The organism is Noviherbaspirillum sp., from assembly GCF_035654295.1.
GTDB lineage: Bacteria > Pseudomonadota > Gammaproteobacteria > Burkholderiales > Burkholderiaceae_D > Noviherbaspirillum.
In genome coordinates, this window is sequence record NZ_DASRXF010000203.1 from 25,075 (window position 1) to 45,870 (window position 20,796).

Annotated in this window: 24 protein-coding genes; 4 read left to right on the top strand and 20 right to left on the bottom strand. The window is 63.4% G+C overall.

The features are described 5' to 3' along the window. Positions 1-139: 139 nt before the first annotated feature. From VFF99_RS18750 to VFF99_RS18770, 5 genes are all read right to left on the bottom strand, one after another. Positions 140-1,687: an alpha/beta fold hydrolase gene (locus VFF99_RS18750; protein ID WP_325020443.1), complete on the bottom strand. Its 1,548-nt coding sequence runs from the start codon at positions 1,685-1,687 to the stop codon at positions 140-142. A gap of 136 nt (positions 1,688-1,823) precedes the next feature. Beyond that, on the bottom strand, positions 1,824-2,102 hold the full coding sequence (locus VFF99_RS18755) for a hypothetical protein (protein WP_325020444.1): 279 nt from the start codon (positions 2,100-2,102) through the stop codon (positions 1,824-1,826). Positions 2,103-2,146: 44 nt separating this feature from the next. Further along, positions 2,147-2,380: a hypothetical protein gene (locus tag VFF99_RS18760; RefSeq protein WP_325020445.1), complete on the bottom strand. Its 234-nt coding sequence runs from the start codon at positions 2,378-2,380 to the stop codon at positions 2,147-2,149. Between the two features lie 290 nt (positions 2,381-2,670). Further along, complete coding sequence (gene rarD, locus VFF99_RS18765) at positions 2,671-3,588, bottom strand: EamA family transporter RarD (protein ID WP_325020446.1); 918 nt, start codon at positions 3,586-3,588, stop codon at positions 2,671-2,673. Between the two features lie 4 nt (positions 3,589-3,592). Continuing rightward, complete coding sequence (locus VFF99_RS18770) at positions 3,593-3,973, bottom strand: tautomerase family protein (RefSeq protein ID WP_325020447.1); 381 nt, start codon at positions 3,971-3,973, stop codon at positions 3,593-3,595. A 94-nt stretch (positions 3,974-4,067) separates the two neighbouring features. Here VFF99_RS18770 and VFF99_RS18775 point away from each other — a divergent pair, with 94 nt between their 5' ends. Both VFF99_RS18775 and VFF99_RS18780 read left to right on the top strand, forming a co-directional pair. Then, positions 4,068-4,925 (top strand): LysR family transcriptional regulator, encoded by an 858-nt coding sequence (locus tag VFF99_RS18775; protein ID WP_325020448.1) that lies wholly within the window; start codon positions 4,068-4,070, stop codon positions 4,923-4,925. A gap of 98 nt (positions 4,926-5,023) precedes the next feature. Continuing rightward, entirely contained in the window at positions 5,024-5,365 is a 342-nt protein-coding gene (locus tag VFF99_RS18780) for a YnfA family protein (RefSeq protein WP_325020449.1), read from the top strand. 171 nt (positions 5,366-5,536) lie between these two features. Here the strand turns inward: VFF99_RS18780 and VFF99_RS18785 are convergent, their stop codons facing one another. From VFF99_RS18785 to VFF99_RS18805, 5 genes are all read right to left on the bottom strand, one after another. Next, the gene (locus tag VFF99_RS18785) at positions 5,537-6,205 is read right to left on the bottom strand and encodes a hypothetical protein (protein WP_325020450.1); all 669 of its coding nucleotides are present in this window, start codon (positions 6,203-6,205) and stop codon (positions 5,537-5,539) included. A 309-nt stretch (positions 6,206-6,514) separates the two neighbouring features. Next, entirely contained in the window at positions 6,515-7,255 is a 741-nt protein-coding gene (locus VFF99_RS18790; protein WP_325020451.1) for a hypothetical protein, read from the bottom strand. 22 nt (positions 7,256-7,277) lie between these two features. Further along, the gene (locus VFF99_RS18795) at positions 7,278-10,640 is read right to left on the bottom strand and encodes a bifunctional diguanylate cyclase/phosphodiesterase (RefSeq protein WP_325020452.1); all 3,363 of its coding nucleotides are present in this window, start codon (positions 10,638-10,640) and stop codon (positions 7,278-7,280) included. A gap of 301 nt (positions 10,641-10,941) precedes the next feature. Next, positions 10,942-11,496, bottom strand: coding sequence for a dihydrofolate reductase family protein (locus VFF99_RS18800; RefSeq protein WP_325020453.1), 555 nt, complete (start codon positions 11,494-11,496; stop codon positions 10,942-10,944). A gap of 15 nt (positions 11,497-11,511) precedes the next feature. Further along, positions 11,512-11,934 (bottom strand): hypothetical protein, encoded by a 423-nt coding sequence (locus VFF99_RS18805; protein ID WP_325020454.1) that lies wholly within the window; start codon positions 11,932-11,934, stop codon positions 11,512-11,514. A 59-nt stretch (positions 11,935-11,993) separates the two neighbouring features. Here VFF99_RS18805 and VFF99_RS18810 point away from each other — a divergent pair, with 59 nt between their 5' ends. After that, positions 11,994-12,392 carry a hypothetical protein gene (locus VFF99_RS18810; protein WP_325020455.1) on the top strand — a complete coding sequence of 133 codons (399 nt, stop codon included), beginning with the start codon at positions 11,994-11,996 and terminating at the stop codon, positions 12,390-12,392. Between the two features lie 22 nt (positions 12,393-12,414). On the opposite strand, the gene VFF99_RS18815 is transcribed toward VFF99_RS18810, so the two are convergent. Both VFF99_RS18815 and VFF99_RS18820 read right to left on the bottom strand, forming a co-directional pair. Then, positions 12,415-14,133: a diguanylate cyclase gene (locus VFF99_RS18815; RefSeq protein ID WP_325020456.1), complete on the bottom strand. Its 1,719-nt coding sequence runs from the start codon at positions 14,131-14,133 to the stop codon at positions 12,415-12,417. 292 nt (positions 14,134-14,425) lie between these two features. Beyond that, entirely contained in the window at positions 14,426-14,686 is a 261-nt protein-coding gene (locus VFF99_RS18820; RefSeq protein ID WP_325020457.1) for a hypothetical protein, read from the bottom strand. A gap of 204 nt (positions 14,687-14,890) precedes the next feature. Here VFF99_RS18820 and VFF99_RS18825 point away from each other — a divergent pair, with 204 nt between their 5' ends. Further along, a complete protein-coding gene (locus tag VFF99_RS18825; RefSeq protein WP_325020458.1) occupies positions 14,891-15,256 on the top strand; it encodes a hypothetical protein in 366 nt (121 codons plus the stop codon). Positions 15,257-15,262: 6 nt separating this feature from the next. On the opposite strand, the gene VFF99_RS18830 is transcribed toward VFF99_RS18825, so the two are convergent. From VFF99_RS18830 to fdh3B, 8 genes are read right to left on the bottom strand one after another with little or no spacing between them, the layout of a single operon-like run. Continuing rightward, positions 15,263-16,042 (bottom strand): substrate-binding domain-containing protein, encoded by a 780-nt coding sequence (locus VFF99_RS18830; RefSeq protein ID WP_325020467.1) that lies wholly within the window; start codon positions 16,040-16,042, stop codon positions 15,263-15,265. Positions 16,043-16,093: 51 nt separating this feature from the next. Then, on the bottom strand, positions 16,094-16,771 hold the full coding sequence (locus VFF99_RS18835; RefSeq protein ID WP_325020459.1) for an energy-coupling factor ABC transporter ATP-binding protein: 678 nt from the start codon (positions 16,769-16,771) through the stop codon (positions 16,094-16,096). Continuing rightward, complete coding sequence (locus VFF99_RS18840) at positions 16,768-17,475, bottom strand: ABC transporter permease (RefSeq protein WP_325020460.1); 708 nt, start codon at positions 17,473-17,475, stop codon at positions 16,768-16,770. Before VFF99_RS18840 ends, VFF99_RS18835 begins: the two co-directional genes overlap by 4 nt. Before the next feature lie 6 nt (positions 17,476-17,481). Then, positions 17,482-18,324, bottom strand: coding sequence for a formate dehydrogenase accessory sulfurtransferase FdhD (locus tag VFF99_RS18845; RefSeq protein ID WP_325020461.1), 843 nt, complete (start codon positions 18,322-18,324; stop codon positions 17,482-17,484). Between the two features lie 27 nt (positions 18,325-18,351). After that, positions 18,352-18,735 (bottom strand): hypothetical protein, encoded by a 384-nt coding sequence (locus VFF99_RS18850; protein ID WP_325020462.1) that lies wholly within the window; start codon positions 18,733-18,735, stop codon positions 18,352-18,354. Positions 18,736-18,751: 16 nt separating this feature from the next. Beyond that, the gene (locus tag VFF99_RS18855) at positions 18,752-19,870 is read right to left on the bottom strand and encodes a formate dehydrogenase subunit gamma (RefSeq protein WP_325020463.1); all 1,119 of its coding nucleotides are present in this window, start codon (positions 19,868-19,870) and stop codon (positions 18,752-18,754) included. After that, entirely contained in the window at positions 19,867-20,130 is a 264-nt protein-coding gene (locus VFF99_RS18860; RefSeq protein ID WP_325020464.1) for a hypothetical protein, read from the bottom strand. The genes VFF99_RS18855 and VFF99_RS18860 overlap by 4 nt, the downstream gene beginning before the upstream one ends. Next, positions 20,127-20,753: a formate dehydrogenase FDH3 subunit beta gene (fdh3B, locus tag VFF99_RS18865; protein ID WP_325020465.1), complete on the bottom strand. Its 627-nt coding sequence runs from the start codon at positions 20,751-20,753 to the stop codon at positions 20,127-20,129. Before fdh3B ends, VFF99_RS18860 begins: the two co-directional genes overlap by 4 nt. Positions 20,754-20,796: the final 43 nt, after the last annotated feature.

Here is a 20,796-nt window from a genome sequence, read left to right on the forward strand (position 1 = left end):
CCTTCCGGAAACTGTTGTGGATCGGATAGGGGAGCGGGGCAGGCAAAGCGCCGGCCCGTAGGAACGAACAATACGGAATCGGGCGCCGATGGACATCGTCAGAAAGAGCCATTTTGCAATGGCTCTTTGGGCGCGCCGGTCAGGCGCCGAGGGTGCTGATGACGGCCGCTGCGGCGGCGCGGTTGGACAGATCGAGCTTCAACAGGATATTGGCGACATGGCGCTTGACTGTGTGCTCGCTGAGATGAAGCCGGTCAGCGATCATGGCGTTAGTCAGGCCGAGCGAGATCAGCGTGAGAACTTCCTTTTCACGCGCGCTCAGTGATGCGAACTTCACCCTCAGTCCGTGCGAGCCATTGGCGACGGGGCCGGCAGTGCCGGCTGTGAAGACGGGAATCTGGCGATTGTCGAGTTCCAACACGGTCCTGGAGTCCATATAGCTCAGGCCGGACCCGACGGTGAGGTCCCGGACGACGCCGGTGACGAGCACTTGCGAGGTGGTGGAGGCGAGGGCGAGTTGTCGTGCGAGCTGCACGGTCACGCCGCTGACTTTGTCGTGGCGCTTCTCGGCTTCTCCGATGTGCACGCCGCAGGCAAGCGGCACGCCATGCGCTGCCGCGTCTTGCAGTAAGGCTGCTGCGCATTGCACGGCGCGCACCGGGCCGTCGAACCATCCGTAGATTTCTTCGTTCGAGGAAAAGAAGGCCACGCCACGGTTCGCGGAAATCACGTTCATGGCGCGCTGGCGGAGCTCGGCGCGCTTGCGTTCCCACTCGGCGTCGCCCCACTTGATCGCCTGGGCGACAGGATCGACGATGGCGGCTGCCACAACGGTGACGAGGACGGTGGCGTCGCTGGGGGCCGGACGGTTTCCGGTCACGAATTCCTGGATTTCGTTGGTGATTGCGTCGACGTTGCCGGTGAAGAAAAGATGGTCGCGCCCCTCCAGTTCCGCATAGCGCGCGCCGTCGATACTCTCCGCGAGGCGGCGGCCGGAAGATACGGACACGCGGGTATCGTCGCGCCGATGAAGGATCAGCGTGGGGACCCTGATCGATGGCAAAAGGTCGCTGACGTTGATCTCCGCGTTCATCCTGACCAGCGAGACGGCGGCGGTTGGGCTCGCGGAATGGCGTTCGTAGCGCGCCCACCATTCGACCATGCGCTCGTCGTCGCTCAGGCTGGGTGCGAAGTAGCGCAGGCTGGCGCCTGTGCCCCAGCCATTTTCCATGGCGTCGATATAGCCGGCCAGCCCGGAACGGTCCAGCACATCCGGGTGGAAGCGCGAGTAGGTGCCGTATAGGACAAGCGCGCGGGTGCGATGCGGGTAGGTCGCAGCAAACAGCATGCTCATCGGCCCGCCTTCGGAAACGCCGATCAGGACCGCGCTTTTCATGCCTGCCGCGTCCATGACGGCGCGCACATCATCCATCCGCGCCTCGAGCGTTGGCAGGGCATTGCCCGGCACCCGGTCGCTCAGGCCGGTTCCGCGTTTGTCGAAGACGACGAGCCGGGCAAAGCCCGCGATATTTTCAAGCAGGCGCCGGAATCCGGAATGCTCCCATTGCAGGTCCACATTGGAGACGAATCCGGGGACGAGGACAATATCGATCGACCCTTTCCCGATCACCTGGTAGGCGATGCGATGGGTTCCGCTCTTCGCGTATTGCGTTGTGGGAATGGTCATCGGAAACGTTGAGCTGACGCGACAGCGCCATTGTAGAGTTGGCGGCCGTGCGGCTGCAAGGCGGGATGTCCGGACGACCCAGGCGGCCGTTGCAGGCTGAACCTGAAAACAGGAGACGCTGCAACGGCCCAATGCCTCAGTAGCCGAAGTTGATGTTGTTGTTTGCGGTCTGGACCGGCGACACGGTGGACGTGATGCCGCTGGCGAAGGCGACGTTGTTGCCGTTGTTGTTCTCCACATTCTGCGATTGGCCGATCATCTGGGAAGCATCGAAGCTCATGTTGGCCGGCTTGCCGTACAGCTTCGGCATGTCGTACTTGGGCGGGCAGTACGAGCAGCCGCCGCGCACTGCTGCCATGGCTTTACCGTCGAGGTCGGCGGCGTTGGAAAGGTCTTTGATCAGAAGCGTCGTCATTTTGGTTTCCTCAAGTGTGTGAAGTGTGAATGCGAGTGGGTCGCTTAGTACGGGGCGACGCCGCCAACGAATGCGGCGTTGTTGCCGTTGTTGTTCACGACGTTCTGGCTCTGCCCGACCATTTGCGAGGCGTCGATCGAGAATTTCTGGAAGTCGAACTTGGGCATGCCGAAGAGCGGCGCCCAGCCCGGCAGGCCTTGGCCGCCACGTACGGCAGACATCGCGTCGCGGTCGAGCTCCTTGGAGACGGACAAGTCTTTCATCATCAGGGTTGTCATTGCGGGGTTCCTAAAAAGTAGTGTCGAGTTGGTGAAGAAGCGAGCATTTCTTGCGCTCGACAGACCTATTGCAGGCGGCGTGCCAGCGCCGGGGACGCATGCGGTCGAATGCCGCAAGCTGTTGAATTGATGGAGAAAACCTTGTGATGAGGTGTGCTTGATTCGGCAGGCAAGCCAGGTGGAGCCGGGGGGATGACGGCTTGGCGCCGACAGGCCGGCAGCATTGGTTCGGGCGCGGCAAACAGAATGGCCTGTTGGCCGCCCCCGGGACACTGGGGTGCCGGGCTTCCTCAGAGCGGTGAAGGCCGGGCCTTGAAGTCACCCTCTGCGCGAAGATGAAGGATGCCGTCCGCGGCAAGGAAGATCAACGCGCCCCAGATCGGCGCATACGTGAACCACTCGCCCTCGGAGATTCGCTCACCGAGAAGCAGCGATACAACCAGCATCAGGATGGGTTCGACGTAGCTCAGCAGTCCGAAGAGGCTGAAGGACAGCAACATGTTGGCCATGCTGTAGCTCATGAACGCGGCAGCGCTCATGATGGCCAGGCCTGCAACCAGGAGGTAGAGGCGAGGGGTGTGGGAAAACGCTTGAAGCGCGTCCGCATTGCCCGAAACGAACCAGGCAGCAATGGGAAGCGTGATGGCCATGTCAAACCACAGGCCGCCCAGGCTGTTGGTATTCAGCTTCCGCCGCAAGGTGAAATACGCCGGAAAACCGATGGCCACGGCCATGGCTTCCCATGAGAATCCTCCGACACGCAGTACTTCATGCACCACCCCGAGGCAGGCGCTGCACGCAGCGGTGGTTTGCAGGGCGGTCAGGCGCTCTCCATACAGCAGCCGGCCGATGATGAGCATGGACAGGGGCATGAGGAAATAGCCGAGGGACACTTGGAGTGCCCGCCCGTTGACGGGCGCCCAGAGGAACAGCCACTGCTGGCTGCCGACCAGCGCGCTGCTCAGGATCAGGCCGGCGGCGAGCATGGGCTGTGCACGCACGCGCCTGGCGATGCCGCGAACCAGATGCCATTGGCAGGTTGCAATGAGAAACACGGTCACGCACGGCAGCGTGAGCAGCATGCGCCATCCGAAGATCTGCTCGCCGTTCAACGGATGCAGCAAGGTCGCGTAATAGTAGAGGCCGGCAAACAGTGCCGACGAGAAGACCGAAAGAACGATGCCTTGCTGCATGGATGAAGCTTGCATCGCGTCAGGCGTATTGCGCTACACCGTTGCCGAGCGACCAGTTCTCCTTTGCCACCTCGACCAGGCTCACGAATACGTCTTCCGGCCGGATGCCGGGACGGTCGCCGAGCAGCTCGACGAGGCGCCGGTACAGCGCTTTCTTCTGTTCGGCGGTGCGGGTGTTGTTGGCGGTGATCTGGATATACACGACGTCGGCGCTCCGGGCGACGCCGAGATAGGTCGGGCTGTAGCGGAAATTCGCCGCTTCGTGCTCCGTGATGGTCATGAACTGGTCGTCTTCCGGCACGTTGAATGTTTCGTGCATCGCCCGGTAAACCCCGTCGAAGATCGCTTGGCGGTAGGCTTCCGGCTTTCCTGCGCGCATGGAAATGTGAACGAGTGGCATTGCGGCTCCTTTCGATTTATCCGGACTTCATGGTAAGCGCCGCCGCATAATTTTGATATGCTATAGGAATTAATTTCAATGATAACGGTTTGAAATGATAGAGCGTCCTCTTGACCTGGATGCCGTCCAGGCTTTCATCCGTGTTGCCGAGCTCGGCAGCTTCACCCGCGCTGCGGAAGCGATGCGGACGACGCAGGCCGCGGTCAGCCTGAAGCTGAAGCGGCTCGAAGACAGGCTCGGCTGCCGGCTCGTCGAGCGCACGCCCCGTTATGTGCAGCTTTCGGCGCACGGCGAAGCTTTCCTCGACCACGCCCGCGAACTCCTGGAAGCGCACCAGCGCGCGCTCGGCGTATTTGCCGCCAGCCGCCAGCGTCTCACCATCGGCATCAGCGACCACGTGGCGGGGCCGGAGCTTCCGGCCCTGATTGCGCGCATGAACGCGCAAGACCCGCAGCTCTTGATCGAGATCCGGATCGGTTCTTCCGGCGACCTGCTGCAAAGCTTCGACCGGCGGGAGCTGGACACGGCGATCGTGCGCCTGCACGCCGGGCGCAATGACGGCGAGATCCTTGCTGAAGAAAAGTTCGGCTGGTTCGCGGCGCCGGGCTGGCAGCATCGCACGGGCGAGCCCCTGCCGCTCGCCACGCTTGCCGAGCCCTGCGGCGTGCGCGCGCTGGCCGGACAGCTTCTCGATGCGGCTGCCGTGCCGTGGACGGAGATCTTTGTCGGCGGCGGGGTTGCGGCCGTCTCCGCTGCCGTCATGGCCGGGCTCGGCGTCGCTGCATTGGCGCCGCGCATGGTGCCGTTTGGCGCGGTTGACGTCGGTCCAAGGCTCGGGCTTCCCGATTTGCCGCGCTTGCCGGTTTTGCTTCATTCAAGGGTCAAGGGCGGCCGGGCGCGCGAAGCGCTTGCCGCGCTTTCGGCGGCATTCAGGGGCGCGGTCCGGGGTTAGGCGCCGGACCGAAAACTTCCATACCGCTTCGCTGAAAGAAAAGAAGTGCCTGAAGCCGGTAGAATCGTCCGCTTTCAAGAACTCGGGCGGACATGAGCATGGAATGGACAGGCTTCCTTCGCACCTTCGGATTATTCTTCGCTACTGCAATCGCCGAACTGCTTGGGTGTTACCTGCCGCTGCTTTGGCTGACGGGTAAGGCAAGCATCTGGCTGCTCTTGCCTGCGGCACTCAGCCTGGTAATGTTTGTCTGGCTCCTGACGCTGCACCCGACGGCCAGCGGCAGGGTCTATGCGACCTATGGTGCGGTCTACATCGCGGCCGCGCTGGGATGGCTCTGGCTGGTCGACGGCGTGCAACCGAGCTGGAGCGACGTCCTGGGTGCCGGCCTCGCGCTCTGCGGAGCAGTGGTCATTGTGATGGGGCAGCGAGCAGCCTGAGGCCTGAGGCCTGATTCGAGAGGCGGCGCGGCATGGCATGACGAGCGGGACATCAACGACCGCGCCAGGGGCGGCGCTGCATCGCGCTGATGGACGGCCCATGCGGGGCCGGAATGAACAGGAGGCGCAAGGGAACCGTGCGCCTCCTTTTTCAGTGCCTGATCCGCCGGATCAGAAGCGGTAGCTGACGCCCACGCGAAGAACCGGATAGGCCTTGAAATCCTTCACTTCATCGCGCAGACGAACGTTTTCCGCGGCGACGTCGGCCGCCAGCTGTGCGCAGACGGGGGCCGGCGCGGTGCAGCCATTGTTGGCGAGCGAGGTCCGCGGGGAGCCCTGGAGGAGCACGCCGAGGTCGGCATTGAAGCCGAAGCCAGCCTTGTCGCCGGCGACGGCGTTGCCCCAGCCGATGCCGAGATAGGGAGCGAAATTACGGAAGTCCACCTGGCCGTTCAGCGTCCCTGCCGACGCGGCGGTATACGTGTTGCCGTTCAGCGTATAGGTGCCGGCTGCGGTCGGGCGGCCGTTCGCGGTGATCTTGTTGCCGTTGTAGACCACGCCACCGGTGAAGCGGAATGCGCCGCCGGCCGGGTACCAGTCGAGCAGGGCGTCGAGCGTCTTGAGCTTGAGCTTGAAATCGTAGTCGACGTTGGACGTCGAACCGTCGAAGGAGTAGTTCAGCAGGCTGGTGCCGATGCGGGCATTGAGCTGCTTCTGTACCGGGACAACGGCGTGGATGCCGAGGCCGGTGGTTCCGGCTTCGACGGAAAGACCGATGTCTGCTGCAGCGGCGCTCATCGATGCCGCGCCGGCCAGTACTGCCAAGTAAAGCTTCTTCACGTTTTGTTTCCTGTATGTAGTTGCGGATGCAGTACCCCGCGCGCGCGGTGGCGCCTTGGGTTGACTGGGGGGGAAACTGCGGGCCGAACTCTAGCAGCGCGTGTTTCAGGGCGACAATCCCATAAATCGGGGAAGGAAAACCGCCTACACGCAGACTCCCCCGGACTCGGACACGTTGCCAGCCGCCGTGCCGGGGATGCGTTCAGCAATAAGTGAACCGATTCCAGCGGATGCCGAAAGGTTCAATACTGCGAAAGGGAATGGGTTGCATCCCCCGGCATGCGCAAGGGGATGCAGATGCGCACTTGCTTATAGCGAGGGACGGATGGCGACATTCAGTACCGCGCTTGCTTTCACCTTGTTTGCCGACAAGGTCTGCGGCTGGCCGGCGGCGACGCCGCAGTACGCGTCCTTGCCCGCTGCGGCCACCCCGCAATACGCGTCCTTCCCTGCCGCGGCTACGCCGCAGTAGGCGTCCTTGCCTTCCGCAGCCACCCCGCAGTAGGCGTCCTTGCCTTCCGCAGCCACACCGCAGTAAGCATCCTTGCCTTCCGCAGCCACACCGCAGTAAGCATCCTTGCCCGCTGCAGCGACGCCACAGTACGCATCCTTGCCTTCCGCCGTCACACCGCAATAGCCCGGCGCGGTGGTGCCCGGCTCGCCGAATTCTTTCTCATACAGCCCGCGCGTCGTCTGCCCCGCTGTAGACAGGTTGCGCGCGTCGTCCTCTCCGCGCATGCCGAAATAGGGGAAATGGTGGAGGAAGTAGCCGAATACGCGCTGGCAATCCTCGGCGTACTTCAGTGTGTCCAGGATGTGGCCGTGCCAGAATTTGTCCACGGCCTTGTTCGGTACGATCGTTTCTTCGGGGTACTTCGCCAGCAAGGTCAGGAAGCGTTTGTACTCGCGTTCCATCGCGTCGGCATGCTGGCGCGACCAGCCGTACCCTTCTTCACGGTCCATCAGCTTGAACTTGATCGGGCTCAGGTCGAGTGCGTCAATGGCCGCGACGATTTCATCCTTCGTTTTTCCTGGCAAATTCGCTTTCATGTTGAATCCCCTATGACTAAGATTAAACGCCGCAGGGCAGCGATGCCCTGCGGTTCGACACTCCACGCTCCACCGAGTCGTGATTGTGTTGGAGTAGGGGTGTGATGTCTTCGCCGCACATTGGCTTGCAAAAGTAGAACCCCTGTATCTGGTCGCATCCGTTCATCTTCAGGAACTGCAGCTGCTCGTCCGTCTCGACCCCTTCCGCAATGACCTTCAGGCGCAGGCTGTGGCCGAGTCCGATGATGCCCAGTGTCATGGCCATGTCGTCGGCTTCCTGCGGGATGTCCTTGATGAAGAAGCGGTCGACCTTGACGCAGGTGACGGGCAGCCGCCGCAAGTACGCAAGTGACGAGTAGCCCGTGCCAAAGTCGTCGATCGAAAGCTGGATTCCCATGGCGCGCAGTTCCGTCAGCACGCGGATCGCGTGGTCGGTGTTATGCATCACCATGCTTTCCGTGACTTCCAGTTCCAGCCATTCGGGCGAGATGCCGGTGGCGGCGAGCGCATCGCAGATGTCCTTGACGAGGTTCGCATGCCGGAACTGGCGCGCCGACAGATTGACCGCGATCGGCGTCTTCGGCAGGCCCTGCTGCTGCCAGGTCCGCACCTGTTCGCACGCTGTTTTCAATGCCCAGTTGCCGATCTCGATGATCAGGCCCGATTCCTCGGCGACGGGAACAAAGTCGGCCGGGGATATCCAGCTCCAGTCCGGATGGCGCCAGCGCAGCAGCGCTTCCACGCCAGCGATCCTGCCGGTATGCAGGTCGAGCTTGGGTTGGTAGTGCAGTTCCAGCTCGCCGCGCGCAGTGGCATGCCGCAAGCTGGCCTCCAGTGCCAGCCGCTGGAAATGGCGTTCGTCCATCTGCGACGAATACAGCTTGTAGGTATTTCCCTCGGCCTTGGCGCGGTACATGGCCGTGTCCGCGCTCGTCAGCAGGGTCTCCACGTCGGTACCGTCGTGCGGATAGCGGCTGATCCCGATGCTTGCGCCCACCAGCAGTTCCTGCCCCTCGAAGGTGAACGGTTCCACCAGCGCCGCCAATACCTTCCGCGCGATGGTGAGAACATCGCCGATATCCGCGAAGCGTTCGATGAGCAGCGCGAATTCGTCGCCGCCGAGGCGGGCGACGATGTCGCTCTCGCGCGTGCATGCGGTCAGGCGCCGGGCGCACTCCTGCAACAGCCGGTCTCCCGCGCCGTGGCCCAGGGTGTCGTTCACCAGCTTGAAGCGGTCAAGGTCGATGAACAAGACGGCGAGCCCGGCGCAATGGCGGGCGTCGCGCGCGATCGCCTGCGTCAGGCATTGATTGAACATGCACCGGTTGGGCAGGTTGGTCAGCGAATCATGTGCCGCAACATGGCGCAGCGTGTTCTCTACCGACTTGCGCAGGAAATACTGCCCTACCTGGCGCCCGATCGAGTCGAGCACCCCCGCCACCGCATCTTCCTGCTGGTTCAGGGCCGGCACCGTGCACACGATGACGCCGAACAGGTTGTCGGCGGATTGGATGGGGAATGCGGCGAGCAGCGTTCCGATTCCGTCGCCATGCTGTTGCGCAAAAACCGTGCTGCGCAGGCGAGCGGCGCGCTCGGAAACGCCGGCCGCGTCCGTCTCGGCCGACGAGCCGGGCCAGCGCAGGCACTGCGTCAGGCGCTTGCCGCGCTCATCCATGCGATAGAAGACGCCATTGGTCCAGCCAAAGCCGGTGCACACGATCTCGATCACCGCCGGCATGACCTGCTGCGCGTCTTCGGTGGCCGACGCCACATGGCGGGTCACCCGATGCTCCACTTCGGCCCGTACACTCGCCAGCTTGCGCTCGGTGATGTCCATCACGATGCCGTCCAGGCCATTTTCCTTGTTGCGGCGGCATACCAGCTGCGCCCAGACCGGCGCGCCTTCGTTTTGCGCGATGCGCAGTTCGGCCTGGAACTCTTTGGCCGAACGCAAGACACTTTCGAATCCGGCCTTGACGGCGGCGGCGTCGTCCTCATGCACCCGCGCAAGAAAATCCTGGTAATGCATCGGCCGTCCGCCCGGCGCCAGGCCGAATATGCGATAGGTCTCGTTGGAACACTCCATGCGCCCATCGGCCGGGTAAAGCTTCCAGTTGCCCAGGCGCGCGATGCGCTGCGCCTCTTTCAAGTTCGCCTCCCGCTCGGAGAGATCCTTGGTGATCTCGCGGGCGATCTCCAGGGCCCGGCTGCGCGATGTCGCAATCGAATACAAGAGATAGAAGAGCGAGGCCGTCAGCAGAAATCCGGTAGCGAGCGCAAGCCAGGGCGCCACGCGGTCGAAGCCCAGTATGTAAGCATCCTTGCGTGCGGTGAATTCGACATTCCATGTACGGCTGGCGATGACCATCGGCAGGCGCGCGATGAACTGGTCGTCGTCCACCTCGTGCGGTTCGACGGCCGGCGAGGGATGCAGGTTGTGACTGTCGAACAGGAGGCGCGGCACGTCGCTGCCGGGTTGCGGCCGGCCGGCTGCCGGTCCCATATCCGACAGGCGGAAGCGCACGTAGTTGAGTTTCTCTTCGTCGAGCACGCCGCGCATCAGATTGCGGACGTTGAAACCCGCGCCGAGCGAGCCCAGGTAGGCGGCGCGGCGCTCCTCGACTGAGGCGAGCGGCATTCCGTAGCGGTACACCGGCAGCCGCATTGCCAGGCCAAGATGCGGGTTCCGGCCGTCGACCTTGATCAGCGTGCCGGAGGAGGTGAGGGCGCCGGTGTCGCGCGCTGCTTCCAGCGCCGCCCGCACCGGCGGATTCGCCGCAATGTCGAGACCGAAGTTCGGTGCGCTCTGGTCCATGGGTTCAAGATAAGTGAGGACCGTGTACTGGTCCCGTTCGCCCGCCGGTTTGACCGCAAAGCCGGGATAACCCGCGGGCGTCATGCTCGTGTCTTGCCGGACCTGACTCTCGAATGCCTGCTTGCGTTCATGCGGGACATGCTCGGCATAGTTGATGCTCTGGAAGCCCGGATAATGCGTTTGCAGGTTCAGGCCGGTGACATAATCGTGGAACTGCTGGCGCGACACCGGCACCGGTGTGTTGAAGCGCGCGGCGAGGCCGTGGATCACATCCGCGTACGACTGGATGCGCCGGTGGATCGCTTCCTGCCCCTCGTATGCCATGCGTTCGAAGCGGAATCCGGCCTGTTCCTCGATCTGGCTTTTGACGAAAGAGAAGAAGAAAACCGAGAGGACGATGCCAACGGTGAGCACACCCCACGCGCTCACGAGCGGCCAGACGGAGATGCGGCGGTCAGGCGAAGCGTCCTTGTTTCCTCCCGTGTGCGGCGCTAGGGCTGTCGCCCTCGCCGGCGCCAACGGAATCAGCCGGCGGTCCGCAGCGGCGGGGGATCTGCGGGTGGACATCATGCGCCCGGCCCCTGCCTGTGCAAGCCGGCGGCACTGCCCTTGTCCGCCGGCGGCAATGACCGGCGAAGGCTGGTGGTTCTGCGCCCGAGACACATGATTGCGGAATCCATCCAATGAGAGTAATTGCGCCGCAGCGATGACATGGCGCCGTGCCATGCCGCCCGGGGCAAGCCGTGCAAGCGCCTGTCCTTAGGTCCAAGCTAATGCCATCCTTGCCGTAAGGAAATTACTGTTAAAGAATATTAGTTGCCGTTTTGCTCAGTGCGTCTCTGCAAAAGGGCAATGCGAGGCAGGCGGCGGCTCAAGCCGGTTCTTTTTCTACCTGGTAGGTCGACTGCACAAAGCCGAACGGGTAGGACTTCGACGAGGCGAGCTTGAGCGTCACGTCACGGGAGAGTGTTCCGAAGAGGGTGCGGCCGGCACCGAGCAGCACCGGAATGGTCGTGATCGTGAGATCGGTGATCAGGCCGTCCCGCAGGAACGCCTGGATGAGCTGCCCTCCATCGACATACAAGCGCTGGTGACCGCATTGCCCGGCAATGGCGACGATCTCGCGTGGCGAGTCGTTCATCAGCCGCACTTGCGGCGGCAGTGTCGCGGGGAGACTCTTGAGCGTGCGGCTGACGACCCAGACCGGCTTGTCGCCATACGGCCACGCAGGAAAGGACAAGACGGTTTCGAAGGTCCCCCTGCCCATGACCAGCACATCGACCGATGACATGAAAGCGCCGTATCCGCAATCCTCGCCTTGCGTCACCGTTGCGTTGGCCGCCTCCAGCCAATCGATGCTCCCGTCGGAGCGCGCGATGTAGCCGTCGAGGGATGTGGCGATGAAGACCGAGCAGCGAAGAGACATTTGACGCACGCAATCCTACATGACGATGGCGAAGTTGAACTTCGCATGCATTGCCGCCGCTTTTCTTGCGAACGCGAGGCTTTCTTGCAGTTCGATCATGACATTGTCATGGTCGTTCCTAAGGAGGCCGAACCTTGTCTTTTTTGCCTGGATTTCGGCGAGAAGCGCCTCCAGCAAGCGAACCGCATCCTGCGACGCCACCCAGACGCCGTTTTGCGCCATGAGCTCGTTGGTGGACTTTACGCCGTCCGGAAGTTCATCATCCCGCAGGTTAAACTGCATGTCGGTGGAGTCGCAGAGGGAAGAGAACGCCTGCAGCTTCGTGGCGGCGGCGACGCTGTCCAGCTTGTCCGAATACTTGTAGAGGGCATGCTTGTCCGCCTCATCGGATGTCACTACGCCGTCCAGCAGGTAGTTGGCCCAAAGGACTGTGCTCATCTCTCACCTCCCTATTGTTTTCAAGGTCCCTGGTTAAGGTGCCGTAAGTTTATCGTCAAATGCCCTTCAAAACCGAACTTGCACGCGTAAGCCTGGCGGCATTCCTGAGCCTCATGGCCTGTGCACTTCTGTACTTTTTCTATGCACTCGCCTGGCCGCTGTTTTCGGGGGCGGGGACATGGGGGCTGGATCTGTTGTCCCGTGCCGGCGCCTTGTCCGCAGTTTTTCTTTTCTTGGGCGCCCTCGCCACGTTCGGATATGGCGCTCCGGTTTATGCCTGGAGCAGGCGGCGCAACGCCGCGCGGTGGTGGACAGCCGCGTTGATCGGTGTGATGCCCGGGGTGGCCGCCGTGGCGCTCGGGAATTTCTGGGGTGTTTATCTCGTCGCAGGCGGGACCGCGGTTTCATTGCTCACGCATGGAATCCATGCGCGACTCTGGGGCGGCCGCGACAGGTGACAGCGCGTGGCGTTCATCGGGTTCATCCCGCCACGCGCGCCTTCTTGCGTTCAAACATGCGCTGATCCGCCTTCTTCAACAGCGCATCGATATCCATGCCGTCGCCGGGATATTGCGCCCAGCCGATGGAAGCGCCGACGCGGCAAGCGATGCCGGGCCCGACTTCGACCGGCGCTGCGATCACTTGAAGCAGCTTCGCGCGCACGGCACCGATATCCTCGGCGGAATACATCCCGTGCAAATACACCACGAATTCGTCGCCGCCGAAGCGTGCCACTTCGTCGTCGGCGCGCAAGGCCTTCTTGAGGCGGCCGGCGATTTCGATCAGCACCTTGTCGCCCGCATCGTGTCCGTGCTCGTCATTGACCTGCTTGAAGAAATCGAGGTCGACAAACAGCAGCGCAAACTTCAGCGGCATCACTTCGGAAGCCGTCGAGGCGCGGAATTCGATCTGCGAGACGAGGGATTGCCGGTTGAGCACGCCGGTCAGCTTGTCCGTGCGCAGGTTGCGCTCCATTTCCTGCAGGCTCTTGGCAAGCACGCCGATCTCGTCGGCGCGGCGGATATCGAGCGGCGCCAGGGGGCGGCCTTGTCCGATGCTTTCGGCGGCGTTCGTCAGCTTGCGGATGTCCGTCAATACCCAGTGCAGCAATCCTGAGCCGAGCGCGAGCAGGAGCAGGACGGCAATGAACGCAATGCCGAAGCTTTCGTAGAAGACGGTCGAGACGTTTCCGATGAAGTCGGCGCGGGGAATGGCGACAACGGTGATCCATTCGAGGCCGGCCGTGTCCCGCAGCAGGCTTGCGCCCACCTGGATGACGCCCATGTCTGTTTCGAACTCGCGCGATACGGGCGTCTCGAGACGATCCCCGTCCCGCTGCCACTGGAGCACTTGTTCGTACGCCTGGCGCAGCAGCGGCGAGACGCTTTCGCCGGCCATGAGCCGCACCAGCGCATCGTTTTCAACCCGGTAGGGCAATTCATTGGTCGAGGTCGCGATAATGGCGCCCGAGCGCTCCACGACGAAGGCAACGCCATGACGGCTGACCGATAGCGAGCTGAAAAAATCGGTGAGCTGACTGAGCGACAGGTCGGTCGCTGCAACACCGACGAGCTGATGGTCGGCGCCGTAGGCCGGCTTGGACAGGGTGATCGTCGGCTCGCGCGTGGTGAAGTCGGTATAGACCGACGACCAGCTTTCCTGGCCGTTGACCAAGGCAGTCTTGTACCAGGGGCGCGTACGCGGATCGTAATTGTCCGTACGAAGCAGGCCAAGGCGCTTGCCCGGCGCTCCGACGCTGTACACCTTGCGGGTGTTGGCACCCGGCTCCCGCAGGCGCAGCTCGATGTGGTCCACCGCGCGCAGGATGCCGACGAAGCTGCCGTCGGCGCCGCCGAAATAGGCGTAGTTGTTCACGGCCGGGAAGAATCCGGTCGCGACCCAAAGCTGGCGTTCCAGGTCTTCGACGGTGGATGGGATCAGGAAAGGCGTGGTCGTGTAGTCGGCCGGCGAGTAGATCGGGTTGGGAACGACCGTGTTGAGCGCAACCCTTGCCCCGCTGAGGTGGCTTTCGGTCTGGGTCGTGACGCGGCCCACCATGTCGAGCAGGACACGCTGCGAGAATTCCTGCCCGGCGTAATCGGCGGAGCGGTGCGAGGCCCAGTAGATCACTACCGCCAGCGACAGCACCAGAAGGATGAAGGGTACGACTAGTACACGTTTCAAAGAGGTCAGTTGCATGCGCAAACTCTTTGTGGAATCACTACCCGGATACACATGCTGTTGTCATGACGCTATCCGGCGGCCATTCTCCTGACCGTGGTGCGCAGGAGGAACTGGATAAGGCGCACACCTTAACATAAATTAAGATTGCCTATCGGCAATGCTACTCCAGGGCCGGGTTTTACGCGGCAAAAGGATGAGGAGTGTGGTGGGGAGCAGACAGCGCCGAGGAAGAGTGTGGATGTCAGAAGAGACAGGCCGGGCGGCGCGCGGACGCTTTGTGCCGCCGGCAAAATCAGTGCAACGAGGCTCAGCTGCAGCTGCAACCACCTCCGCCTCCGCCGCAACCGCCTGTGCGGGCAGCGGTCTGCATTGCATACCCGGCATCCGTCAATACGGCTTGCAGGCTCTGCCTGGATGCAAGGTCGGCATTGAATTGGACGTTCAATTCATTGCGCAGGAGCGAGGGGGTGACGGCGATGACGCCTTCGACACCGCTCAACACCTTGACCGCCTCGTCCATGGATTGCTGGGTCGTTGCTTGTCGAAACTGAAAAATCTCGGATTGCATGGTTTTTCCTTGTATTGCTGGGTGACAAATTACGGCTTGGCAAACCGTATTGTGGCATAAGATGGAAAACGCATGCATCTTTTAATCCTCCTTGCGCAACATCATTTACCAGAACGGGTTCAGACAGCACTTGTCAAACTACTAGTTGCGGCACGGCGGACTGCTCGCCAGTAGCGGGACCGCTCTTTTATCGAGGAGGGCTTCATGAAGGTTAAGACAACCTTGGTGCTCACCGGACTTGTGCTTGCCATGTTGTCGGCGTGCCAGAAAGCGCCGGAGCCGAAGACGACGGGCGCTGATCCGACCAGCGGTTCTTCCCCGGCTGTTTCACCGGCACCGCCGGGTGGATCGGTCGCGCTGCCGGCAGAAAAGACGCCGCCGTCGGATGCGACGGTTCCGCCCTCCGCCAGTGCGGGAAGCAAGGGCAATAGCGGCGATGCCAACACGCCGACCCAGGCCAATCCGGCCGCGCTGCAGAAATCGCAGGAGCAGGGGACCATGCCGCATTCCGGGCAGGTCAACAATCACTCTGTGCCGGAAACGACCGGAACCACGGGAACCAAGAAGTAAGACGCGTCAGCGCTGGGCTGCCGTCGGAAAGAACAACTGCTGTCCGTCGACGCGGAAGGCAGCGATCCGCTTTTGCCCGGCTTCCGACGTGATCCAGCGGATCAGTTTCATCGCGCCCTCGGCATTGACGCCTGGGTGCCGCGCCGGATTGACGGCGATGATCCCGTAGGGGTTGAACATGGCCGGGTCGCCCTCGACGGCGATGGCCAGTCCTGTCCTTGCCTTGTAGGCAACGTAGGTGGCGCGGTCCGTCAGCGTGTAGGCCTGCAGCTCCGCCGCCATGTTCAGCACTTCACCCATGCCCAGGCCGGCGGAGACATAGGCGCTGCCGGCCGGCTTGACGCCGGCGGTCTTCCAGTACGCCTGTTCCATCTGGTCGGTGCCCGAGTTGTCGCCGCGTGAGATGAAGCGCGCCTTTGCCTGCACGATCTTGCGGAATGCGGCGTGCACGTCCTTCATTCCCTTGATGCCGGCAGGGTCGGCAGACGGACCGACCACGATGAAGTCGTTGTACATCACGTCACGCCGCTCCACGCCGTATCCCTGCGCGACGAACTGGTCTTCCGCAGCCCGGGCATGGACGAGCGTGACGTCGACGTCGCCGTTCTTCGCCAGTTCAAGCGCCTTGCCGGTGCCCACCGAAATCACCTGCACCTTCAGGCCGGATTCCGACTCGAAGGGCGGCAGCAGGTAGCGCAGCAGGCCGGAGTTTTCGGTGCTGGTCGTTGTCGACAGCTTGAGGACTTGCTGTGCCGGGGCGGCCGGCGCCAGCCAGAGCAGGGACATTGCCAGCACAATGTTCAGGAATCGTTTCACGTTGTTCACTCCTTGCTTGGTTCAGAGAACCCGCCGCAGCCGGTTCTGGCGTGCCTGCAGGCGGCCGTCGCGCAGCTTCAGGCGTTCCACCCGGGGCAGGGAAATCAGGTCGCGGTCGTGGCAGGCCATGACGACGGTGCGTCCTTCCGCGACCAGCGAGGGGATCAGCGCAATCACCTGCTCGCGGGCGGCGCCGTCGAGGTTCGATGTCGGTTCATCCAGCAACAGCAGTTTCGGCTGGAGCACATAGGCGCGGGCCAGCGCGACGCGCTGCTTTTCGCCGCCGGAAAGCGTGGCCGGCTTGCTCTTGCGCAGGTGCTCCACGCCCGCCCATTGCATGGCCGCGTCGACGCGGCGTACGATCTCATCCCGCTCCAACCCGCGCGCGCTCAAGCCGTAGGCGATGTTTTCCGGCACCGAAGTGGAGAACATGACCGGGTGCTGGTGCACATACACCACGGCATCGCGCAAGGCCCTGGGATAGGGGGCGAGCGTCACCGGCGCATCGAGGAAGCGCACCGATTCCACCTCGGCGCTTTCCAGTCCGGCGAGAATGCGCAGCAGGGTGCTCTTGCCGGTGCCGTTCAGGCCGGTCAGCGCATAGGCCGCGCCCTGGCGCAACACGAGGCGGTCGATGTCGAACAGGAGGCGTTGGCCGAAGCACTTTTTCAGGCCGGCGATGTCGAGCATCGGACTCATGCGCCGGCCCTTGCCGTCCGGGTATCGCCTTGCGCCAGCACGAGCGCGGCATTGATCAGCAAGGCAATCGTGACCAGCACGATGCCCAGCGCGATGCCCTGCGCGAATTCTCCCTTGCTGGTCTGCAGCGCAATGGCGGTCGTCATGGTGCGCGTCTCGCCGACGATATTCCCGCCGATCATGATGGCGCAGCCGACTTCCGAGATGACGCGGCCGAAGCCAGTGATGACCGCGGCCATGATGCCGAAGCGGACTTCATGGAGCACGGTGCGCATTGCTCCCCAGCGCGAGGCGCCGAGCGTGACGGCGGTTTCCGCGATGCGCGGATCGGCGGCCTGGATTGCCGCCAGCGAGAAGGCGGTCAGGACCGGCAGTGCGATCAGTACCTGGCCCGCGATGATGCCGCTTTGCGAAAACAGCCAGTGCAGCTCTCCCAGCGGGCCCTGGCGGGACAGCATGAGGTACAGCAGCAGGCCGATCAGCACGGTGGGCAGCGACAGCGTCGCCTGCACCAGCCAGATCACGACGCGGCGGCCGCGAAACGAATGGGTGGCAAGGCCGTAGCCGGCCAGGACGGCCAGCGGCGTCGCGATGACCAGCGCGGCCAGGGTGGTTTTCAGGGATACCCAGATGACCTGCCAGAGCTCGGCATCGCCGGTGAAGAGGAGGGAAAAGGCGGCGTGGACGGCGTCGGACAGTTGCATGTTCGGTCAGGCCACCCGGAGGACGTCGGCCAGGTGAGTTTCCATGATCAGCCTTTCCTTGCCGGAGAGGGCGAGGAAGTGCTTGCCGGTGCAGCGTGCAAGCAGGCACATGCCCAGGCGCTCGGCCACCATGTGCCCCATCTGCGTGGTGCCCGAGCGCGACAGCAGGAAGGGAATGCCCATCTGCGCGCCCTTGATCACCATTTCCGAGGTGAGCCGCCCGGTGGTGTAGAACACCTTGTCTTCGCCGGTGAAGCCGTCCAGCCACATCAGCCCGGCGATGGAATCCACGGCGTTGTGGCGGCCCACGTCTTCGATGAAGTACAGCAGCTCGCCCTCGCCGGTGAACAGCGCGCAGCCGTGCACCGATCCCGCCTGCTTGTAGATGGACTGGTAGGTGCGCACCGTGTCGACCACGCGGTACAGCACCGACTGCCGCAGGCGCGCGTCGGGCGGCAGCACGATGCGGTCGATCTCGTCCATCAGCCCGCCGAACACCGAGCCCTGGCCGCAGCCAGTGGTCACGACCTTGCGTGCGGTGCGCTCCGCGATATCGGCGATGCCGCTGACAGTTTTCACGGCAACGGCATCGACGTCCCAGTCAACAGTGATGGACTCGACATCCTCGATCGAGTTGACCAGCCGCTGGTTGCGGAGATAGCCGAGGGTCAGGGCTTCGGGCGCGGCGCCGAGCGTCATGAGGGTCACCAGTTCCCGTTTGTCCACATAGACGGTGAGCGGCCGTTCCGCCGGGATCGAGATCACGGACAAGCGCCCGCGCTCGTCCATCGCCTCCACCTCTCGGGTCAGGGGGGCTCGGGCATTGGTCATGGTAGGCCGACGAGACATGGCTGGCTTTCGACGCGTTGAACAAATTCACTTCTTCGGCGCTGCTGCCGCTGCTGCCGGTGCAGGAGCGGCAGCAGCAGCGGCAGGGGCCGCCTGCGGTGCCGCGGCAGCGCTTCCTGCAGCGGGGGCAGCGGGAGCAGCCGCAGCACTCGGCGTATAGGGGCCGGGATCGGTGCAGGGCGGCGTTTCCACCGTCTGCTTCGGCGCCCCTTCCTTGGTCTTCCGGTATTGCTGTGCCACACGGTCTTGCGAGAGGCAAAGTTTGTAGGCGGCGACTTTTTCAGTCCATGCCGCCTTGTCTTTCGCGGCGGCGGCCGCGGCGGCGGCTTCGGGGGATTGCGGCGGCAGCTTGGCCACGGCGCTGCCCGCGCAGAGCGCCAGCAGGGTCGTCAGTACGAGTACTTTACGCATCGAGCTCTCCTCCAGATCAGGCCTTGACGGGCGATGGCGATCCGCCGGAACGCGGCCGCGTGCGCACGCGCGGCACTTCGCCGCGCTGCACCTGCTCGTACCACAGGTCGTGATGTTCCTTGGCCCAGCTGTCGTCCACATAGCCGTGGCGCATCGCGTCGTAGGTGCCTTCCATGCCGACGGTGCCGAGATAGATATGGCCGACCGCGCCGGCCAGCATCAAGGTCGCGCCGAGCAGGTGGACGATGTGGGCGAGCTGCATGTTGCCGCGGGTATAGGCGATGCCGGGCACCAGCATGTCGAGCACGAAGCCGGAGGCGCTGATGATGAGTCCCAGCAGCACCAGCCCGCCCCAGAACCAGATCTTTTCGCCGCCATTGAAGCGGCCGGAACTGGGCTCCTTGCCGCTGAACAGGCCCCCGGCTCGCATCAGCCAGCGCACATCATGCTTGCGCGGCAGGTTATCGCGCACGTACAGCACGAAGAAGACGATGATCGAGATGGTAAACAGCGGTCCGACGAAGTTGTGGACGTTTTTCAGCGCATAGGTCAGCCAGCCGAACAGCGTATGGCCGATCAGGGGCAGCAGCAGGTAGCGGCCGAACAGCATGACCAGGCCGGATATGGCGAGCACGACGAAGCTGATGGCAACCGTCCAGTGCACGATCCGTTCGGCGCGGGTGAAGCGCTCGATACGGCGCCCGGTCGGCGCTTCCTTGGTCCGGATCTTGCCGGCGACGAAGTAAAGGATGGCCACCACCGCCAGCGCGGCAAGGATGAGGCCGGCGCCAATCGCGGTCATCGGTCCGTTGCGGTACTGGCGCCATGCTTCGCCTGCCGTGGTCGCGCGGTCCTGCCCGATGAAGCGGCTCATGGGCTGGATCAGCACGCCGGCTTCCGGGTCAGGGAGGCTGGAATAGTGCGCCGTGCCGCTATTGACGGCACGCCACACCGGCGCGTTGTTGCCCGGCTGGTCTCGCTGCCGCTCGGCCTGGTTCTGCTTGAGGATGTCGACCGACTCCACCTTGGGCAAGCCGGCGCCCGGATTCTGCGCCGGCGCCGGCTGCGCATCCTGTGCGGACGCCGAGGCCGCCAGCATCGCGGAGAAGACAAGGGTGGCAATCCATCTGTTCATTGCGTCGTCCCTCCCTGTGCAGGCGGGTTGCCTGTGCCCGTCCTGATGTACTCGTTCTGGAGCTGGCCGCGTGCCCTGATCTGGTTTTCCCAGCTCGCCTGGTTGCCGGGATTCCAGCCTTTCGCCACATGCGGGTTGTGCGCGCCTTGCCAGGGAACGACATCGGCCCGGTTGGTGTTGCCCGCAGCCTTGGTCTGGTCAGGCTCGCCGCAGGCGGCAAGCAGCGCTGCAGCGGAAAGGAGAAGAATGGCGGCCTTCATGATTTCTTCCCGTTCGGCGAGGTTGCCTGGTTGGGGGCCTTGCCGTAAGCGGTGCCCCATCCCCACACTTCGCTGCCCTTGCCGCGCTGCACGACACGGGTGCGGAAAATATCGGCCACCACGTCGCCGTCGCCGCCGAGCAGTGCCTTGGTCGAGCACATTTCCGCGCAGGCCGGCAGCTTTCCTTCCGCCAGGCGGTTGCGGCCGTATTTCTCGAACTCCGCGGTCGAGCCGTTTTCTTCCGGGCCCCCGGCGCAGAAGGTGCACTTGTCCATCTTGCCGCGCAGGCCGAAGGTGCCGCTCGACGGGAACTGCGGCGCGCCGAACGGGCAGGCGTAGGAACAGTAGCCGCAACCGATGCAGGTGTCCTTGTTGTGCAGCACCACGCCCTCGTCCGTGCGGTAGAAGCAGTCCACCGGGCAAACCGCCATGCAGGGCGCGTCGGAGCAATGCATGCAGGCCACGGAAATCGATTTCTCCTGCCCGACCACGCCATCGTTGATGGTCACCACGCGGCGCCGGTTCACGCCCCAGGGTACTTCGTTCTCGTTCTTGCAGGCGGTGGCGCAGCTGTTGCACTCGATGCAGCGCTCCGCGTCGCAAATGAATTTCATCCGTGCCATGTCGTCACTCCATCAGGCGGTGAAACGTTCGATGTTGCAAATC